Origin of the sequence: Salipiger bermudensis (assembly GCF_019801965.1) — a bacterium.
Lineage (GTDB): Bacteria > Pseudomonadota > Alphaproteobacteria > Rhodobacterales > Rhodobacteraceae > Salipiger > Salipiger bermudensis_A.
This window is the reverse complement of record NZ_JAHVIA010000008.1, coordinates 1-14,658: the sequence shown is the minus strand read 5'-3', so window position 1 is coordinate 14,658 and position 14,658 is coordinate 1. Positions and strand designations below refer to the sequence as shown.

Annotated in this window: 13 protein-coding genes and 1 tRNA gene; 6 read left to right on the top strand and 8 right to left on the bottom strand. The window is 67.5% G+C overall.

Going from position 1 to position 14,658, the window contains the following annotated elements; all coding sequences use genetic code 11:
• The first annotated feature begins 20 nt into the window (after positions 1-20).
• The 3 genes from KUV62_RS17490 (at position 21) to KUV62_RS17480 (ending at position 2,624) form a co-directional block, all read left to right on the top strand.
• Positions 21-1,628 (top strand): peptide chain release factor 3, encoded by a 1,608-nt coding sequence (locus KUV62_RS17490; protein ID WP_222605026.1) that lies wholly within the window; start codon positions 21-23, stop codon positions 1,626-1,628.
• A 233-nt stretch (positions 1,629-1,861) separates the two neighbouring features.
• Entirely contained in the window at positions 1,862-2,287 is a 426-nt protein-coding gene (locus KUV62_RS17485) for a MerR family transcriptional regulator (protein WP_222605025.1), read from the top strand.
• Entirely contained in the window at positions 2,232-2,624 is a 393-nt protein-coding gene (locus KUV62_RS17480) for a carboxymuconolactone decarboxylase family protein (RefSeq protein ID WP_222605024.1), read from the top strand. The genes KUV62_RS17485 and KUV62_RS17480 overlap by 56 nt, the downstream gene beginning before the upstream one ends.
• A gap of 81 nt (positions 2,625-2,705) precedes the next feature.
• On the opposite strand, the gene KUV62_RS17475 is transcribed toward KUV62_RS17480, so the two are convergent.
• From KUV62_RS17475 to KUV62_RS17450, 6 genes are all read right to left on the bottom strand, one after another.
• On the bottom strand, positions 2,706-3,296 hold the full coding sequence (locus KUV62_RS17475; RefSeq protein ID WP_222605023.1) for a YeeE/YedE thiosulfate transporter family protein: 591 nt from the start codon (positions 3,294-3,296) through the stop codon (positions 2,706-2,708).
• Positions 3,297-3,299: 3 nt separating this feature from the next.
• Entirely contained in the window at positions 3,300-3,848 is a 549-nt protein-coding gene (locus tag KUV62_RS17470; RefSeq protein ID WP_222605022.1) for a YeeE/YedE thiosulfate transporter family protein, read from the bottom strand.
• Between the two features lie 392 nt (positions 3,849-4,240).
• Positions 4,241-6,484 carry an OmpA family protein gene (locus KUV62_RS17465; protein ID WP_222605021.1) on the bottom strand — a complete coding sequence of 748 codons (2,244 nt, stop codon included), beginning with the start codon at positions 6,482-6,484 and terminating at the stop codon, positions 4,241-4,243.
• A 117-nt stretch (positions 6,485-6,601) separates the two neighbouring features.
• On the bottom strand, positions 6,602-7,852 hold the full coding sequence (locus KUV62_RS17460) for a vWA domain-containing protein (RefSeq protein ID WP_222605020.1): 1,251 nt from the start codon (positions 7,850-7,852) through the stop codon (positions 6,602-6,604).
• Between the two features lie 116 nt (positions 7,853-7,968).
• Positions 7,969-8,232, bottom strand: a complete 264-nt coding sequence (locus KUV62_RS17455; protein ID WP_222605019.1) for a hypothetical protein — start codon at positions 8,230-8,232, stop codon at positions 7,969-7,971.
• A 13-nt stretch (positions 8,233-8,245) separates the two neighbouring features.
• Positions 8,246-11,023 (bottom strand): glutamine-synthetase adenylyltransferase, encoded by a 2,778-nt coding sequence (locus tag KUV62_RS17450; protein ID WP_222605018.1) that lies wholly within the window; start codon positions 11,021-11,023, stop codon positions 8,246-8,248.
• Between the two features lie 102 nt (positions 11,024-11,125).
• Here KUV62_RS17450 and KUV62_RS17445 point away from each other — a divergent pair, with 102 nt between their 5' ends.
• From KUV62_RS17445 to KUV62_RS17435, 3 genes are all read left to right on the top strand, one after another.
• Positions 11,126-11,593, top strand: coding sequence for a YbaK/EbsC family protein (locus KUV62_RS17445; RefSeq protein WP_222605017.1), 468 nt, complete (start codon positions 11,126-11,128; stop codon positions 11,591-11,593).
• A gap of 68 nt (positions 11,594-11,661) precedes the next feature.
• On the top strand, positions 11,662-12,726 hold the full coding sequence (locus KUV62_RS17440; RefSeq protein ID WP_222605016.1) for a site-2 protease family protein: 1,065 nt from the start codon (positions 11,662-11,664) through the stop codon (positions 12,724-12,726).
• A 74-nt stretch (positions 12,727-12,800) separates the two neighbouring features.
• Positions 12,801-12,877: transfer RNA gene (locus KUV62_RS17435), tRNA-Ile, on the top strand.
• A 55-nt stretch (positions 12,878-12,932) separates the two neighbouring features.
• On the opposite strand, the gene KUV62_RS17430 is transcribed toward KUV62_RS17435, so the two are convergent.
• Positions 12,933-14,057: a site-specific integrase gene (locus KUV62_RS17430; RefSeq protein WP_222605015.1), complete on the bottom strand. Its 1,125-nt coding sequence runs from the start codon at positions 14,055-14,057 to the stop codon at positions 12,933-12,935.
• A 204-nt stretch (positions 14,058-14,261) separates the two neighbouring features.
• Complete coding sequence (locus KUV62_RS17425; RefSeq protein ID WP_222605014.1) at positions 14,262-14,549, bottom strand: hypothetical protein; 288 nt, start codon at positions 14,547-14,549, stop codon at positions 14,262-14,264.
• Positions 14,550-14,658: the final 109 nt, after the last annotated feature.

Here is a 14,658-nt window from a genome sequence, read left to right as displayed (position 1 = left end):
CCGGCGTTATATGCGCGCTCATGCTGGACACGCCCTCGAACCGCCCCGACCTCCCCGCGGAAATCGCCCGCCGCCGCACCTTTGCGATCATCTCGCACCCGGATGCCGGCAAGACCACGCTGACGGAGAAATTCCTGCTCTATGGCGGCGCCATCCAGATGGCCGGACAGGTGCGCGCCAAGGGCGAGGCGCGGCGCACCCGCTCGGACTTCATGAAGATGGAGCAGGAGCGCGGGATCTCGGTCTCCGCCTCGGCCATGTCCTTCGATTACGGCACCTTCCGCTACAACCTCGTCGACACGCCCGGCCACTCGGATTTCTCCGAGGACACCTACCGCACGCTCACCGCGGTCGACGCGGCGATCATGGTGATCGACGGCGCCAAGGGTGTGGAAAGCCAGACCCAGAAGCTCTTCGAGGTCTGCCGCCTGCGCGACCTGCCGATCCTGACCTTCTGCAACAAGATGGACCGCGAGGCGCGCGACGTCTTCGAGATCATCGACGAGATCCAGGAGAACCTCGCCATCGACGTGACGCCGGCCTCCTGGCCGATCGGCATGGGGCGCGATTTCGTCGGCTGCTATGACATGCTGCGCAACCGGCTCGAGCTGATGGATCGGGCCGACCGCAACAAGGTGGCGGAATCGATCAAGATCGACGGGCTCGACGACCCGAAGCTGGCCGAGCACGTCCCGGAAGAACTGCTCGAGCAGTTGAAGGAAGAGATCGAGATGGCGCGAGAGCTGCTGCCGGCGCTCGATCCGCAGGCGGTTCTTGAAGGCCACATGACGCCGATCTGGTTCGGTTCGGCGATCAACTCCTTCGGCGTCAAGGAACTGATGGACGGCATCGGCAGCCTCGCGCCCGAGCCGCAGCCGACCAGCGCCGAGCCGCGGCAGATTTCGCCCGACGAGAAGAAGGTCTCGGGCTTCGTCTTCAAGGTGCAGGCAAACATGGACCCCAAGCACCGCGACCGGGTGGCTTTCGTCCGCCTGAGTTCCGGGCATTTCAACCGCGGCATGAAGCTCACCCACGTGCGCTCCAAGAAGCCGATGAGCATCACCGCCCCCGTGCTGTTCCTCGCCTCCGACCGCGAGCTGGCGGAAGAGGCCTGGGCCGGCGACATCATCGGCATACCCAACCACGGACAGCTGCGCATCGGCGACACGCTGACCGAGGGCGAGGCGCTGAAGGTGACCGGGATCCCGTCCTTCGCGCCGGAGCTGTTGCAGGGCGTGCGCGCGGGCGACCCGATGAAGGCCAAGCATCTCGAGAAGGCGCTGTTCCAGTTCGCCGAAGAGGGGGCGGCCAAGGTCTTCAAGCCGAATATCGGCTCGGGCTACATCGTGGGCGTCGTCGGCGCGCTGCAGTTCGAGGTGCTGGGCGCGCGGATCGAGCAGGAATACGGCCTGCCGGTCCGCTTCGAGGCCTCGCAGTTCACCTCGGCGCGCTGGGCGCATGGCGACAAGGCGGCGGTGGAGAAATTCGTCAACGCCAACAAGCAGCACATCGCCCACGACAATGACGGCGACGTGGTCTACATGACCCGCCTGCAATGGGACATCGACCGCGTGGTGCGCGACTATCCCGAGATCACCCTCTCGGCCACCAAGGAAATGATGGTGTAAACGCCGGTCCGGGCCCCTCTTGGGGCCCGGCAAACGCTCCGGGGGAGCGTTTGAGGCGTTTTCGGGCGGAGCCCATCCGAGTTCCGCTGGAAAGATTGAGGGGATCACGGGCGAAGCCCCCCCGATCCGGCCCCTGCCCGTCTCTACGCGCCCCTCCCCCCAACTTTCCGCTTGACCTAGAGTGCGCTCCAACCCCTAGCAAGGGAAGCGTCGAACGGAAAGGAGCCCGTACCATGCGGATCGCCGAGTTCGCGCGGGCCACCGGCTTCCCGGTGGATACGCTGCGCTATTACGAGAAGATCGGCCTCATCGACCCGCCCCTGCGCGACAGCGCCGGGCACCGGGTCTATGGCGACGCCGAGCTGCGCTGGGCCGAATTCCTGCACAGGCTGAAGACCACCGGCATGTCGATCTCCGAGATGCTGGTCTATGCCGACGCGCGGGCCGCAGGCGATCACACCGCTCCCGAGCGCGCCGATATGCTGCGCGCGCACCGGGCCGAGGTCGCTGCCCGCGTGGCGGAGCTGCGGGAGTGCCTCTCCGTTCTCGACACCAAGATCGCCACCTACGAGGCGATGATGTCAGACGCGAAAGGACCTGACCATGCTGCACCAGACCACAGAGACCAGAGCGGAGCGCGGCCGCAGGCTGCTGAGTGAGATCGACGGCGCCGCCGGAGAGGCGGTGATCGCCAGCCTGCAGGGCATCGCGCCCGACTTCGCCGAGCTGCTCTTCGAGTTCCCCTTCGGCGACATCTACGCCCGCGAGGCGCTGTCGCTGCGCGATCGCGAGATCGCCACCGTGGCGGCGCTCGCCGCCATGGGCACCGCGCCGAAGCAGCTCGGCGTGCATGTGCACGGGGCGCTGAATGTCGGGGTGACGCGCGATGAGATCGTCGAGGTGATGATGCAGATGGCGGTCTATGCGGGCTTTCCCGCCGCGCTCAACGCGCTTGGCGTTGCCAAGGAGGTGTTTGCCGAGCGCGACGCCGCCTGACCGGCCTCCGCGAACGGACCGGGCCCCGCCAGAGATTGGCGGAGCCCGGTTGCCCCGATACGGGCGCTTGCTCCGAAGCGCTTACTCCGCCGGCACGCGCTTCTCGACATGGCCGCCGCCGAAGCCGTCCGGCAGTACGAAGGCCACCAGCACGAAAACCAGCCCCAGCGCGATGCCCAGAAGGTCCCCCGAGACCGCGAAGAGGCCCGCGTAGTCAGATCCGGGCACGGTGCCCAGCGTGACCTTGCCGCCGGCGATGTCCGAGAGCAGGCCGCTGGCCTTCCAGACCGGGTAGGTGGCCATGTAGGCGGCGGCACCGAAGAGACCGCCGGCGATGAAGAACAGCGCGTCCTTGCGGCCCGTGGCGGCGGCACAAACACCGGTGCCGGGGCAGAAGCCCGAGGCCGCCCAGCCGGCGCCCAGCAGCAGGCCGCCGATGAACACGCCGATATAGGCTGCCTTCACCGACATGTGCCCGACCTCGACGAGGCCGATCATCTGGCCGCCGAACATGAGGATCGAGCCGGTGCCGATGGCCAGCAGGATGGTCTTCATCAGCCGCAGCCGCCGCAGGGTCAGCATGCCGGTGATGACGTTGGGATTGGTGGCGCCGATGCGGTCCAGCACGAAGCCGAAGGCAGCGCCGATGACGATGGCGAGCACGATCTGCATGGCTCAGTCCTCCCGGTACATGGTCATGGCAACGGGCACCGCGGCGAGGAAGGCGCCGGCGGCGAAGATGTAGCCCGAGAGCGCGGTCTGCATTATCCCCGACATCATGTGCCCCGAGGTGCAGCCGCCCGCGAGCCGGGCGCCGTAGAGCACGACGAAGCCGCCGAGGAAGGCGACAAGGTAGCGCGTGCCGGGGGTGTCGCCGAAATTGGCCCGCCAGATCGCCGGCGCGCGGCGCTCCTCGCGCGAGACGCCGCCCTTCAGCAGCGACGACAGCAACGCGCCGGCGGCCATCGCCAGCACGAAGATGAAGCTGTAGTTCAGCGGGTTGGCGGCGCTCTTAGCGTATTTTCCGCCGGATTTCGCCATATAGGCGTTGGTCGAGGTCCAGCCCTCGTCGGTCTGGGTGATGAACTCGGACGAGACCGCGTCGGCCACGATGCCGTCGAGGATGACGAATTGGGTGCTCACCCCGATGGGCTTCACCAGCAGGACGGCGGCAAAGAACACCACGCCCAGCAGCACGCCCCCGATTTTCCAGTTCCAGGTCATGCGACCCTCCCTTGCGTATGACATTCCACTTTCAGAATGCATATCATATTCCGACTTTTGCATGACTCAGATCAAGGCGGGCGACGTAAGCCTGGTCTGTTGCCCGGCCGGTCGCGCCGGAAGGATGCATGGAAGAGGCGGGAGACACTGAGAAATCCCGAAAATATGTAAATAACTCAATGAAATGAGGCGTGAGCCGGAGGCACCGATTGAACGCCGTTCGCATCAGTCGATGCGGTTCGGTGCAGGGTCCGGTCGCTGTAAGCCCCGCCGGAAAGCCGCAATTAAACCGGGCCCGGCGGGCTGACGCCGCGCGGCAAGGCCCCTGCCGCGCTTGAGCGACGCAAAAAAGGGGCGCTTGCGCGCCCCTTTGCAGTCAGTCTAGCTGCGGGTCAGCTACCCTGCAGCAGCGGCGTGATGCGGCGCACCGCAGCGCGGCGGTTGGCGCGCTCCGAGGTCTGGGTCTCGACCGCGAGATCGCTCTCGCCGTAGCCCTGCAGCACCATGTTCTCGGGCGGCACGTCGAAATACTCGGTCAGCGCCAGCGCCACCGATTCCGCGCGGCGGTCGGACAGCGCGAGGTTGTAGCCCCAGCCGCCGGTGGCGTCGGTGTGTCCCTCGATCAGGAAGACCTCGCCCGGGTTGTCGGCGATGACTCGCTTCATCGCGTTGCCGAGCGCCGCGAGCGCCTGCGCCTCCTGCGGACGGATCGCCGCCGAGCCGGTCTCGAAATTGATCGAGTCGACGCTGACCTCGGGCACGAGGTGGCGCACGGTGTCGATGTTGCGGATCTGGTTGAGCGAGAAGCTGCGGCCCACGTCGGTGCCGTTCTCCGCCGCCAGCGCCGCGGCCAGCTCGGCCTCGTCGACCTCGCGGATGTTCATCCGGCGCGGCGTGTCCTGGGTCTGCGGGAGGTCATTGATCACCACCTCCTGCTCGGCCTGGGTATCGTCGAAGAGCACGATCGTCTCGCCGTCCGGCAGAGTCCGGATGCGGCGCAGAACGCGACCATCGGCGGCTTTCACGGTCTCGACCGCGTTGCCATCCTCATATTGCACCACGGTGCGGGTCGAGCCGTCATCGTAGCGATAGGTGGTGACGTCGGAGCCCGGGCGACGCAGCAGCACGTCATCGTTGCGCAGCACGCGGTACTGGCCGTTCTCCTCGACCACGAGGCGGTCGCCGGTGTTCTCGACAACCTTGGCGTCGTCCGAGAGGAACTTGCTCAGAGCGACGGCCCCGAGACCGGCAATCGCGGCGGTGCCGAGGGTCCGCAGCGTGTCGTTGCGATCGTCGTCATCGGCGCTGTCGTTGCGGCGTTGGGCAGTGTCGTCCTGCGCCTGCTGGAGCGCCTGCCCGATGCGGGTGCCGAAGTCTTCGTCCGAGCTGCGCACATCCGCATCCGAGACCTCTTCTTCGACCACCTCCGGTTCACCGGCCTCCGCGAGCCCAAGCGCCGCGGCCGCCGCGCCGAGCTGCTGCGAAATCCGCGCAGCAGCGTCGGCCTGCTCCTGATCCGAGACCTCTTCCGGCTCGGCCTGCAGGCTCGGCTCTTCGGTTTCTGCCTCCGCCTGAACCTCGGTTTCTGCCTCCGCCTGAACCTCGGCCTCGGCTTCCGGCTCCACCTCGGCCACCGGCTCCTGTGCCTCGGCTTCCTCCAGCGCATCGCGGATCTCGTCGGCGCCTTCGGTCTCGGCGGTCTGAGTTTCCGCTACGGGCGCTTCGGCGGGAGCGTCCTGTGCCTCGGCCTCTTCAAGTGCCTCGCGCAGTTCGTCGCTGCCTTCGGTTTCGGCGGTGGGAGTTTCCGCAGCAGTCGCTTCGGCGGGAGCGTCCTGCGCCTCGGCTTCCTCAAGCGCCTCTCGCGGCTCGTCGCGACCTTCGGTCTCCGCGGTCTGCGTTTCCGCTGCGGGCGCTTCCGCGGGAGTGTCCTGCGCCTCCGCCTCTTCAAGCGCCTCGCGCAGCTCGTCGCTGCCGTCGGTCTCGGCGGCCTGAGTTTCCGCTGCGGCTGCTGCGGGAGCGTCCTGCGCCTCGGCCTCCTCAAGGGCCTCGCGCAGTTCATCGGCGCCTTCGGTCTCGGCGGTCTGAGTTTCCGCCACCGGCGCGTCAGCCGGGGCATTCTGCATTTCGGCGGGCGCTGCCTGCGGTGCTGCCTCGGCCTGCGCGGGCGCGTCTGCAACCTCGGCGGCAGGCTGTTCGACCTCGGCCTCGGCCGACGTCTCCGCGGCAGGCTTTTCGGCCAGTGCGGCGCGGCTCTCTGCAGTCGCGGCGGGCGCGTCCTGCCCGGCTGCCGCCAACGGCTGTGCCTCGCCATCCTGTTGCGCCTCTTGCACGGCTGCAGCAAGCGCGCCGTTCTTCCCGGTCAGGGTCGCGGCATCGGGCAGCTCGGCCACCAGCGCGCAGTCGACATCGTCAGACGCCTCGCCGCCCTCGCAGAGCGCCTGCAGACGGGTCAGCTCGGCCACGAACTGCTTGCGGTTCATACCGTCCGTCTCGAATCCCACATCGAGCGAGCCATCCTGCGCGCCCTTGAGGATCTGCTTGGGCGTCATCCCGTCGAAGCTCTGGGCCACGGCCGGCAGCGACAGGCTGGCCATCATCACCAGCGCTGTGGTGGTTCTCAGAAACGGTTTGGTCATTATGCGTCCTTTCCTCCGTGCCGCCATCAAGCGAGGCGGTTTGGAGGATACAACGCGGCCAGACCGGTTTTGTTCAAAAACTAGGCAGAAGACCGCCGACCGGGGCAACTTCGCGCGCTAGAGCGCCGCCAGAAGCCGCGCCTTCTCGCCGGCGTCATCCGGGCGCGAGATCGCCTCGGCCAGCTCTTCGAGCGAGCGGATCGAGTGTCCGGCGCGGAAGCTGTCGACATGGGGCAGCATGGCGCGGATGCCGGCGGCCTTCGGCGCGAACCCGTCCCAGCGCAGCAGCGGGTTCAGCCAGATCAGCCGTCGCGCCGATAGGTGCAGCCGCTCCATCTCCTTTTCGAGCGCCCCCGCATCGTCGCGGTCGAGCCCGTCGGTGATCAGCAGCACCACCGCGCCCTGCCCCATGACCCGGCGCGACCAGTCGCGGTTGAATTCGTGCAGGCACTGGCCGATCCGGGTGCCGCCCTGCCAGTCCTGCGCCTCGGCCCCGGCAGACTTGAGCGCCGCATCGACATCGCGCGTGGCGAGGTGGCGGGTGATGTTGGTGAGGCGGGTGCCGAAGGTGAAGGCGTGCACCTTGGCCCAGCCGGCGCCCTTCTCATTGGCGACCGCGTGCAGGAAATGCAGCACCATGCGGGAATACTGGCTCATCGAGCCGGAGATGTCGCAGAGCACCACGAGATTGGGCCAACGCGGGCGCGGCTTGAGATGGGCGAGCTCGCGCAGCTCGCCGCCCTGCCGCATCGAGCCGCGCAGGGTGCGGCGCCAGTCGATGCGGCGGCCGGTGTAGGCGGCCATGCCGCGGCGCGAGGGGATCGGCTTCACCGGCAAGGTGAGGCGGGCGATCATACGCCTGGCTTCGGCGATCTCCTCGGTCGACATCTGCTCGAAATCCAGCGTCTTGAGCTTTTCCTCCGCCGAGAGGGTGAAGGAGCTGTCGACCTCGATCTTCGTGGCCTCCTCCTCGCCCTCGGGCTGCGGGATCTCCGGCATCTGGTCGCCCAGCAGCGCCTGCGCCGCGCGCTTCTCGGCGGATTGCGCGATCTTCTCCTCCTGCACGCCGCGCACCGCCGGCAGCATCATCGACATCATGTGCTCGAGGTAGCGCGGGTCGCGCCAGTAGAGCCGGAAGACCTGCGCAAAGACCACGCGATGCTCGGGGCGGTTCACGAAGCAGGCGTGCAGGGTCCAGTAGAAATCCATCCGGTCGGTGAAGCCCGCCGCCGCCACCGCGCGGATCGCGTCGATGACCCGGCCCGGCCCTACCGGCAGCCCGGCGCGCCTCAGGGCGCGGGCGAAATGGATGATGTTCTGCGCGAGCCTCGGGTTGTCGGGGATCGCGATGGGCACGTATTCGGGCATGGGGCCTCTGATCTGGCCGGCAGCGCGCGCGCCGGGCTCCCCTCCTCCGGGTCGGGCCAGCGAAGCGCATCGCCGGGCGCGGGGCAAGTGCTTCCTTGGTCGCGGAAGCCTGCGCGTCAGTTGCGCCGGCCCGAGGCGCCTCCGCGTCGGCGCGGCGCGCTGCCCCGCTCCATGCCCTCGCGCAGCACCGCGGTCATCGGGTGACCCTCCTCGCGGTGTCGGTCGAGCAAGACCTCGATCAGTGGCCGCGCCTCGGCATCCTTGGGCAGCGACAACGCCCAGTCGAGAAAGATCGAGCGGCATTCGGCCTCGGTGATGCCGTCGATGCGGTAGGCCTCGGCAATCAGACCCTTCGGGTCTTCCGGGGTTCCCTTCTTCATGCGTGTCTCTCCTTCATGTCTCGGGCGCCGGCAGCGCGGCATCGATGATCTCGGCGGCGCGGCTGGTCATCTCGGTGAGCTTGTCGCGCAGCGCGTCGGGGCCGTCGGTCCCGGTCAGACGGGTCAGGAAGGCGCAGCCGCCGGCGCCGAGCTCGGTCGGGTCGAGCGCGCCCTCGGCGATCAGGCGGGCGCCGATCTGCAGGCTCCAGCACAGGCGATAGGTGGCGGCGAGGTGATCGGCATCGGACTTGCTGAGCCAGCCTTCCCGCGCCGCCATCGCGAGCCCGCGGGTGGTGCGCCGCGGCGCCTGCCCCGAGAGCAGCGCCCCGGCCTGCGCGGTGAGCTCGATATCCTGCATCCGCCCGCGCCCGATCTTGGGATCCCAGGCCGCCCCCTCCCCCTTGGCGGCAGCGATGCGCGCCCGCATCGTGGCTAGCTCACCCAGCACCTTGTCGCGCGGCGGCGGGCTGGCGAGCAGCTCCGCACGCAGCGCCTCGACATCCTCGGCCAGCGCCGCTGGCCCCGCCACGACCCGGGCACGGGTCAGCGCGAGATGCTCCCAGACCCAGGCCTGTTCGCTCTGGTAGGCCCGGAACGAGGCCAGCGAGGTCGCCACCGGCCCCTGGTTGCCCGAGGGGCGCAGGCGCATGTCGATCTCGTAGAGCTTTCCTTCCGCCATCGGCGCGGTCATCGCGGTGATCGCCGCCTGCGTGAGCCGCGCGTAGTATTGCCGCGCCGGCAGTGGACGGCGCCCCTCCGAGGCCTCGACCCCGTCGGGATCGTAGATCGCGATCAGATCGAGATCCGACAGCGCGTGCAGGCGCCGCGCGCCCAGAGACCCCATGCCGACAACCACCGCGCCGCGCCCCGGCGCCGGCCCGTGCTTGCGGGCAAACTCCTGCGTCACCACCGGCAGCACGGCGGCGAGCGAGGCCTCGGCGAGATCGGCGTAATGCTCGCCCGCCTCCTCCGGCTCGCTGAGCCCCCGGAGCAGGTGCACGCCGGCGCGGAAATGCCATTCCTTCTGCCAGCGCCGGGCCATGTCGAGCCGGGTCTCGTAATCGCTCTCGCGGGCGAGGATGTCCTTCAGTTCTGCGGTGAGCGCCGCGGCGCCGGGCCACGGGCTGAAGAAATCGCCACCGATCACCGCGTCGAACACGCTCGAATTGCGCGACAGGTGCCGCGCCAGATCGGGCGAGGTCGAGACGATGTCGATCAGCAGGTCGATGAGCTGCGGGTTGGCCTCGAAGAGCGAGAACAGCTGCACCCCGGCGGGCAGCCCCGCGAGGAAGCCATCGAAGGCCGAGAGCGCCTCCTGCGGCTTCGCGGCCTTGGCGAGCCGCCCGAGGATCTCGGGCTTCAGGCGCTTGAAGATCTCCACCGCGCGGCCCGAGCGCAGCGCCGGGTAGTTGGGCCAGCGCGCCACCAGCTCGCTGCGCTCGATCTCGTCGGGCACATCGGCCTCGCAGGGCGCATCGGGGGCAAAGAAGCCCTCGGTCAGCTCGTGCACCTCCTCGAGACGGCGCTTGAGATCCTGCTCGAGCTCGGCCCGGTCGCGCCCACAGAGCGCCGCCAGCCGGTCGAACTCAGGATCGGCGGTGGGCAGGCGATGGGTCTGGGCGTCGCGCATCATCTGCACCCGGTGCTCGATCTCGCGGTGCGCGCGGTAATGCTCGGTCAGCTTCTCGGTGACGCTCTGCGGCACCCAGCCGGTCTCGGTCAGCACCCGCAGCCCGTCGACCGTGCCGCGCACCCGCAGCTCCGGGTCGCGCCCGCCGGCGATGATCTGCCGGGTCTGGGTGAAGAACTCGATCTCTCGGATGCCGCCACGGCCGAGCTTCATGTCGTGTCCCGGCAGGGTGATCGGCCCGTGGCCATGCTTGTCGCGGTAGCGCAGGCGCATGTCGTGGGCGTCCTGGATGGCAGCGAAATCCAGGTGCCGGCGCCAGACGAAGGGGCGCAGGGTCTCAAGGAAGCGCTCGCCGGCGGCGAGATCCCCGGCGCAGGGCCGCGCCTTGATATAGGCGGCGCGCTCCCATGCCCGCCCGAGGCTTTCGTAATAGCGCTCGGCGGCCTCCATCGAGATGCAGACCGGCGTCACCGCCGGATCCGGGCGCAGCCGCAGGTCGGTGCGGAAGACATAGCCTTCGCCGGTCAGGTCGCCAAGGCTGCCGGACATCCGGCGGGTGGCTCGGACGAAGGCGCTACGGGCGTCGTGGAAATCGTCGCGCTCGAAGCGGCTCTCGTCGAACAGGCAGATCAGGTCGATATCCGAGCTGTAATTGAGCTCGAAGGCGCCCATCTTGCCCATCGCCAGGACCACCATGCCGCCGGCGGAGGGGATGTCATCCTCGGTCGCGCCCGGCAGCTTGCCACGGCGGATCTCGCGCGCGATCGCCGCCTGCAGCGCCTGCTGCACCGCGAGATCGGCAAAGCGGGTGAGCGCACCGGTGACCTCCTCGAGCGTCCAGACGCCGGCCAGATCGGCGAGCCCGGCCAGCAGCGCCACGCGGCGCTTGGCCTGCCGCAGCGCCACGTCGACCTCGTCGGGCGCGCCCGCCTCGAGCGTCTTGAACAGCGCCGGCAGCGCGGCGTCGGGATCGTCAAGCGCGCCCTCGAGCCAGTCGGCCTCCTTGCGGATCAGGCCCTGCAGATAGGGGCTGGTGCCGCCGGTGCCCTCAATGAGCCGGGCGCAGTCGCCCTCGGCCCAGGGCGTGGCGGCGAGCGCCTCGGTACCGAGATCGGGCTCGAAGGGGCGCGGCAGGCGGGTGATGCGGGATGCAAAGCTCATGCCGCCTATATGGCGGGGCGCGGCGGGGTTGCGCAATCCCAAGCTCTTGCAGCCGCGCGCCCGCCGCGCTCTAACCGGGGCCGGCAGCAACAGGAGAACCCGATGAGCAAGAGCCTCAAGCGCGTCCGCGCGGCGCTGGAAGATGCAGGCCTGACGCCAGAGATCCGCGAGGTGGGTCAGGCCCGCACCGCGCAGGAGGCCGCCGACAGCGTCGGCTGCGAGCTCGACCAGATCGCCAAGTCGATCATCTTCCGTGCCGAGGAGAGCGGCGAGGCGGTGCTGTTCCTGACCGCGGGCGGCAACAAGGTCTGCGCCGAGAAAGCCTCGGCACTGGCCGGCGAGCCGCTCGGCAAGGCCGACGCGACGCTGATCCGCAGCCAGACCGGCTTTGCCATCGGCGGCGTCTCCCCCGTCGGGCATCTCAGCCCGATCCGGGCGTGGATCGACCCGCGGCTGCTCGAGTTCACCACGATCTGGGCCGCCGCCGGCACGCCGCGGCATGTCTTCGCACTCGACGCCCACCTGCTGCCGGGCCTGACCGGCGCCGTCCCTGCGGCCTTTACGCTCTAGGCGGCGCGCGCCCCTTGCCGCGCTGGCGCGGCGGGGCCATGCTGCAGGGAAAGCAAGGAGATCTGGTCATGGGCTGGTCCTTTCCCATCGGGCGGCTGTTCGGCTCGGAGCTGCGGGTGCACGCCACATTCTTCCTGCTGCTGGCCTGGATCGGCGTCTCCGCCTGGTCCTATGGAGGGCCGGCGGCGGCGTTGCAGAACGTGGGCTTCGTGCTGGCGCTCTTCGCCTGCGTGGTGGCACATGAGTTCGGCCACGCGCTGACCGCGCGGCGCTACGGCATCAAGACCCCGGACATCACGCTCTTGCCCATCGGCGGGCTCGCCCGGCTCGAGCGCATGCCCGAGACACCGCGCCACGAGATCCTGGTGGCGCTGGCCGGGCCCGCGGTCAATATCGTGATCTGGGCGGTGCTGATGCTCTTCGGGGCGGGCACCCGGCTCGATGCGCTGGCGGCGCTCGGCTCGGCGCCGGGCGCCTTCCTCGGCCAGCTCGCGGCGGTCAACCTGTTCCTCGCGCTGTTCAACCTGCTGCCCGCCTTCCCGATGGATGGCGGCCGGGTGCTGCGCGCCGCGCTGGCCACCCGGATGGACCGGGTGCACGCCACCCGCGCCGCCGCCACCGCGGGGCAGTTCATGGCGTTTCTCTTTGCCTTCTGGGGGCTGGCCTCGGGCAACTTCATGCTGCTGCTGATCGCCATCTTCGTGTTCTTCGCCGGCCAGGCGGAGAGCCAGGATGTCAGCTCGCGGGCGGTGGCCAAGGGGTTGATGGCGCGCGACGCGATGATCACCAGCTTCGAGAGCCTGAGCCCCTCGGACCCCATCCACGTCGCGGCGCAGACCCTGATCCGCACCACGCAGCACGAGTTCCCGGTGCTGGACGAGGACGGCAGGCTGGCCGGGTTCCTGACCCGCACCGCGCTGTTCCACGCGGTGGCCGAGGGGCAGAACACGCTCGAGATTGGGGCGGTGATGGAGGAGGTGCCGCAGGTCGCCCTGAACGCCCCGCTCGACAGCGCCCTCACCGCGCTGAGCGGCGCGCCTTCGGTGGCGGTGATCGACGCAGATGCCCGGGTGCTGGGCTACATCACACGCGAGAACGTGGGCGAGCTGATGGTGCTGCGCAGCCCGCGCTGAGCCCATCTGCGCCGCGGCGTGGGCCGCGAAACGCTTGACCCCGGTGACGGGGCTGCTACGGAGAGCGTCACGGTGGGCCTGTAGCTCAATTGGTTAGAGCAGGGCGCTCATAACGCCTTGGTTGCGGGTTCAAGTCCTGCCGGGCCTACCAGAGATGAAATAAGACACTATTTTTCCTTCATTTTTCGACGCTTTTGGACCACGCGTCATACCACGTGGTCCACTTTTCCGAGATCCAGGCAGGAAATCCGCTCAATAGCGCGTGCGGCCAACCCTGCTCTTTCGACCTTTCGAGTGTAGATCTCCGAGGTCTGCGCCTGGGTGTGCGACATCAGTGCCATGATCTCGTATTGCGTCGCGCCTGCAGCAGCGAGCAACTCAGCAGCGCCTTTTCGAATTCCGTGCTGAGTACGACCTTTCGGCAACCGGGCCTCGGCCGTCCAATCCTGAATCTTGTTGCGCACGACCTCAGCGGATGCAAACCGTCCACCCGCTTTGTTGCCGATGAAGATGTCCCGCTCTGGATGCAGTTTCAGCTCTTCGAGCAGTTGTCTGAGGACGGGCACGTCAACATGTGCGGAGCCCTTCTTGGACGGTTGAAAAGACAACACTGCGTCACCAGTCGACGACCACAGAATATGCTCCGGGCCGAGACGATACACGTCGCCAATCCGGGGTAGCACATTGAGCGAAAGCAAGAACCATAGTCGCGCCATAGTGCCAGGCCCATGGTGCTGCAGAAATCTCCTCATATCGGCGACGGCCCATGGCGTCGCTCCGCCGCGGTTCTTGTGCACTTTCTTCACATCGAAGATCGCGGAAGTGTCAGGGAAACCAGAGCGTTCCTCGCCCCATCTATAAGCCGCGCGCAGCGCTTTCAGGCAATTGTCGGCGGACCCTGTCTTCGAACCAAAGGAGTCTCGGATGTGGACAAATGCTTCCTTCGGCAGATCCGCGTCCAGGCTCCCCATCCGATCCCCATCAAGATCCTTGATGTCACATGCGCGGTTCAGCAGAGGTCTATAACCCTTCAGGGTTAACGGCGAGGGCTTGAATCGTGACTCAATTTCGGTGTCGTTTATCTGTTCGGATAGCCATGCCAGATAGCCCTCGCAGAGGGCGTCCAAGGTCCCGGCAACAGACTTCTCCGGCTTCTTGGCTTGCGGTGCGTGTCCTGCGCGAGCAGCAGCGTAGTGCTCATGAAATCGAGGCTCGCCTGGACCCATCGGGATTGTAATTTTGCGATCCCTATCGCCCTCAACACGAACGCGCCAGCGAAGGCTGCCCGCTGCGGTTTTGTCTTTGAGCAATCCCTTAAAACGGTATTTCATCTTGTCCCGCCCCACTTCTTCGGTGCTTTTTCACCAATTTTTCTGTTGATATTTGCGTTGTCCGTCTGATCGTGTGAGGCGAATTCGAGACGCAAAGAGCCATCTGGTTGGACGACCATTGCAGTGATTGGCAGCCCTGCATCCGCCGCAGCGGATAACGCATTGGAAACAGACGCTTTTGTTAGTTTTGCTGACGGCAATGTCTCACACCTCACTTGTTGAGGTCGGGAAATCTGACCGTAAATTTTCTGCGTAAATTTGGTTTGTATCCGTCGCTTCAGCCTCCACTAAATACCTCCGAGAAACCCACAAGCCGTCACTGAAATCGAAGCAGTCAGGAACGGTTTTCTTCAGCTTTCTGAACCAGCGCGCACTCGGCCCTGTGGTCGTGCAGATCGTGCGTAGCCGCGTCAGCGCGACCTGCACGCTCTGCGCGCCGCCGGGGTTGTCGTTGGCGGTCTGCAGGTCGATTGCGGTGTTGATCTCGGTCATGCTCAGTCCTCAAAAAGCCTGCCCGTTCTTGGGCAGGGAGGACGTGTTGCCGTCGCATGGATCGCAGAAACGGTTCGGTTCGGATCCCTCGCGGGGGCGCCTTGCAGCG

What these genes read in the sequence shown, in the direction of transcription:
- KUV62_RS17460 (WP_222605020.1), bottom strand. Translation starts at nt 7,852, where the DNA reads ATGCCCGAATACGTGCCCATCGCGATCCCCGACAACCCGAGGCTCGCG.
- KUV62_RS17475 (WP_222605023.1), bottom strand. Translation starts at nt 3,296, where the DNA reads ATGCAGATCGTGCTCGCCATCGTCATCGGCGCTGCCTTCGGCTTCGTG.
- KUV62_RS17450 (WP_222605018.1), bottom strand. Translation starts at nt 11,023, where the DNA reads ATGAGCTTTGCATCCCGCATCACCCGCCTGCCGCGCCCCTTCGAGCCC.
- KUV62_RS17425 (WP_222605014.1), bottom strand. Translation starts at nt 14,549, where the DNA reads ATGACCGAGATCAACACCGCAATCGACCTGCAGACCGCCAACGACAAC.
- KUV62_RS17440 (WP_222605016.1), top strand. Translation starts at nt 11,662, where the DNA reads ATGGGCTGGTCCTTTCCCATCGGGCGGCTGTTCGGCTCGGAGCTGCGG.
- KUV62_RS17430 (WP_222605015.1), bottom strand. Translation starts at nt 14,057, where the DNA reads ATGAAATACCGTTTTAAGGGATTGCTCAAAGACAAAACCGCAGCGGGC.
- KUV62_RS17455 (WP_222605019.1), bottom strand. Translation starts at nt 8,232, where the DNA reads ATGAAGAAGGGAACCCCGGAAGACCCGAAGGGTCTGATTGCCGAGGCC.
- KUV62_RS17470 (WP_222605022.1), bottom strand. Translation starts at nt 3,848, where the DNA reads ATGACCTGGAACTGGAAAATCGGGGGCGTGCTGCTGGGCGTGGTGTTC.
- KUV62_RS17480 (WP_222605024.1), top strand. Translation starts at nt 2,232, where the DNA reads ATGCTGCACCAGACCACAGAGACCAGAGCGGAGCGCGGCCGCAGGCTG.
- KUV62_RS17465 (WP_222605021.1), bottom strand. Translation starts at nt 6,484, where the DNA reads ATGACCAAACCGTTTCTGAGAACCACCACAGCGCTGGTGATGATGGCC.
- KUV62_RS17445 (WP_222605017.1), top strand. Translation starts at nt 11,126, where the DNA reads ATGAGCAAGAGCCTCAAGCGCGTCCGCGCGGCGCTGGAAGATGCAGGC.
- KUV62_RS17490 (WP_222605026.1), top strand. Translation starts at nt 21, where the DNA reads ATGCTGGACACGCCCTCGAACCGCCCCGACCTCCCCGCGGAAATCGCC.
- KUV62_RS17485 (WP_222605025.1), top strand. Translation starts at nt 1,862, where the DNA reads ATGCGGATCGCCGAGTTCGCGCGGGCCACCGGCTTCCCGGTGGATACG.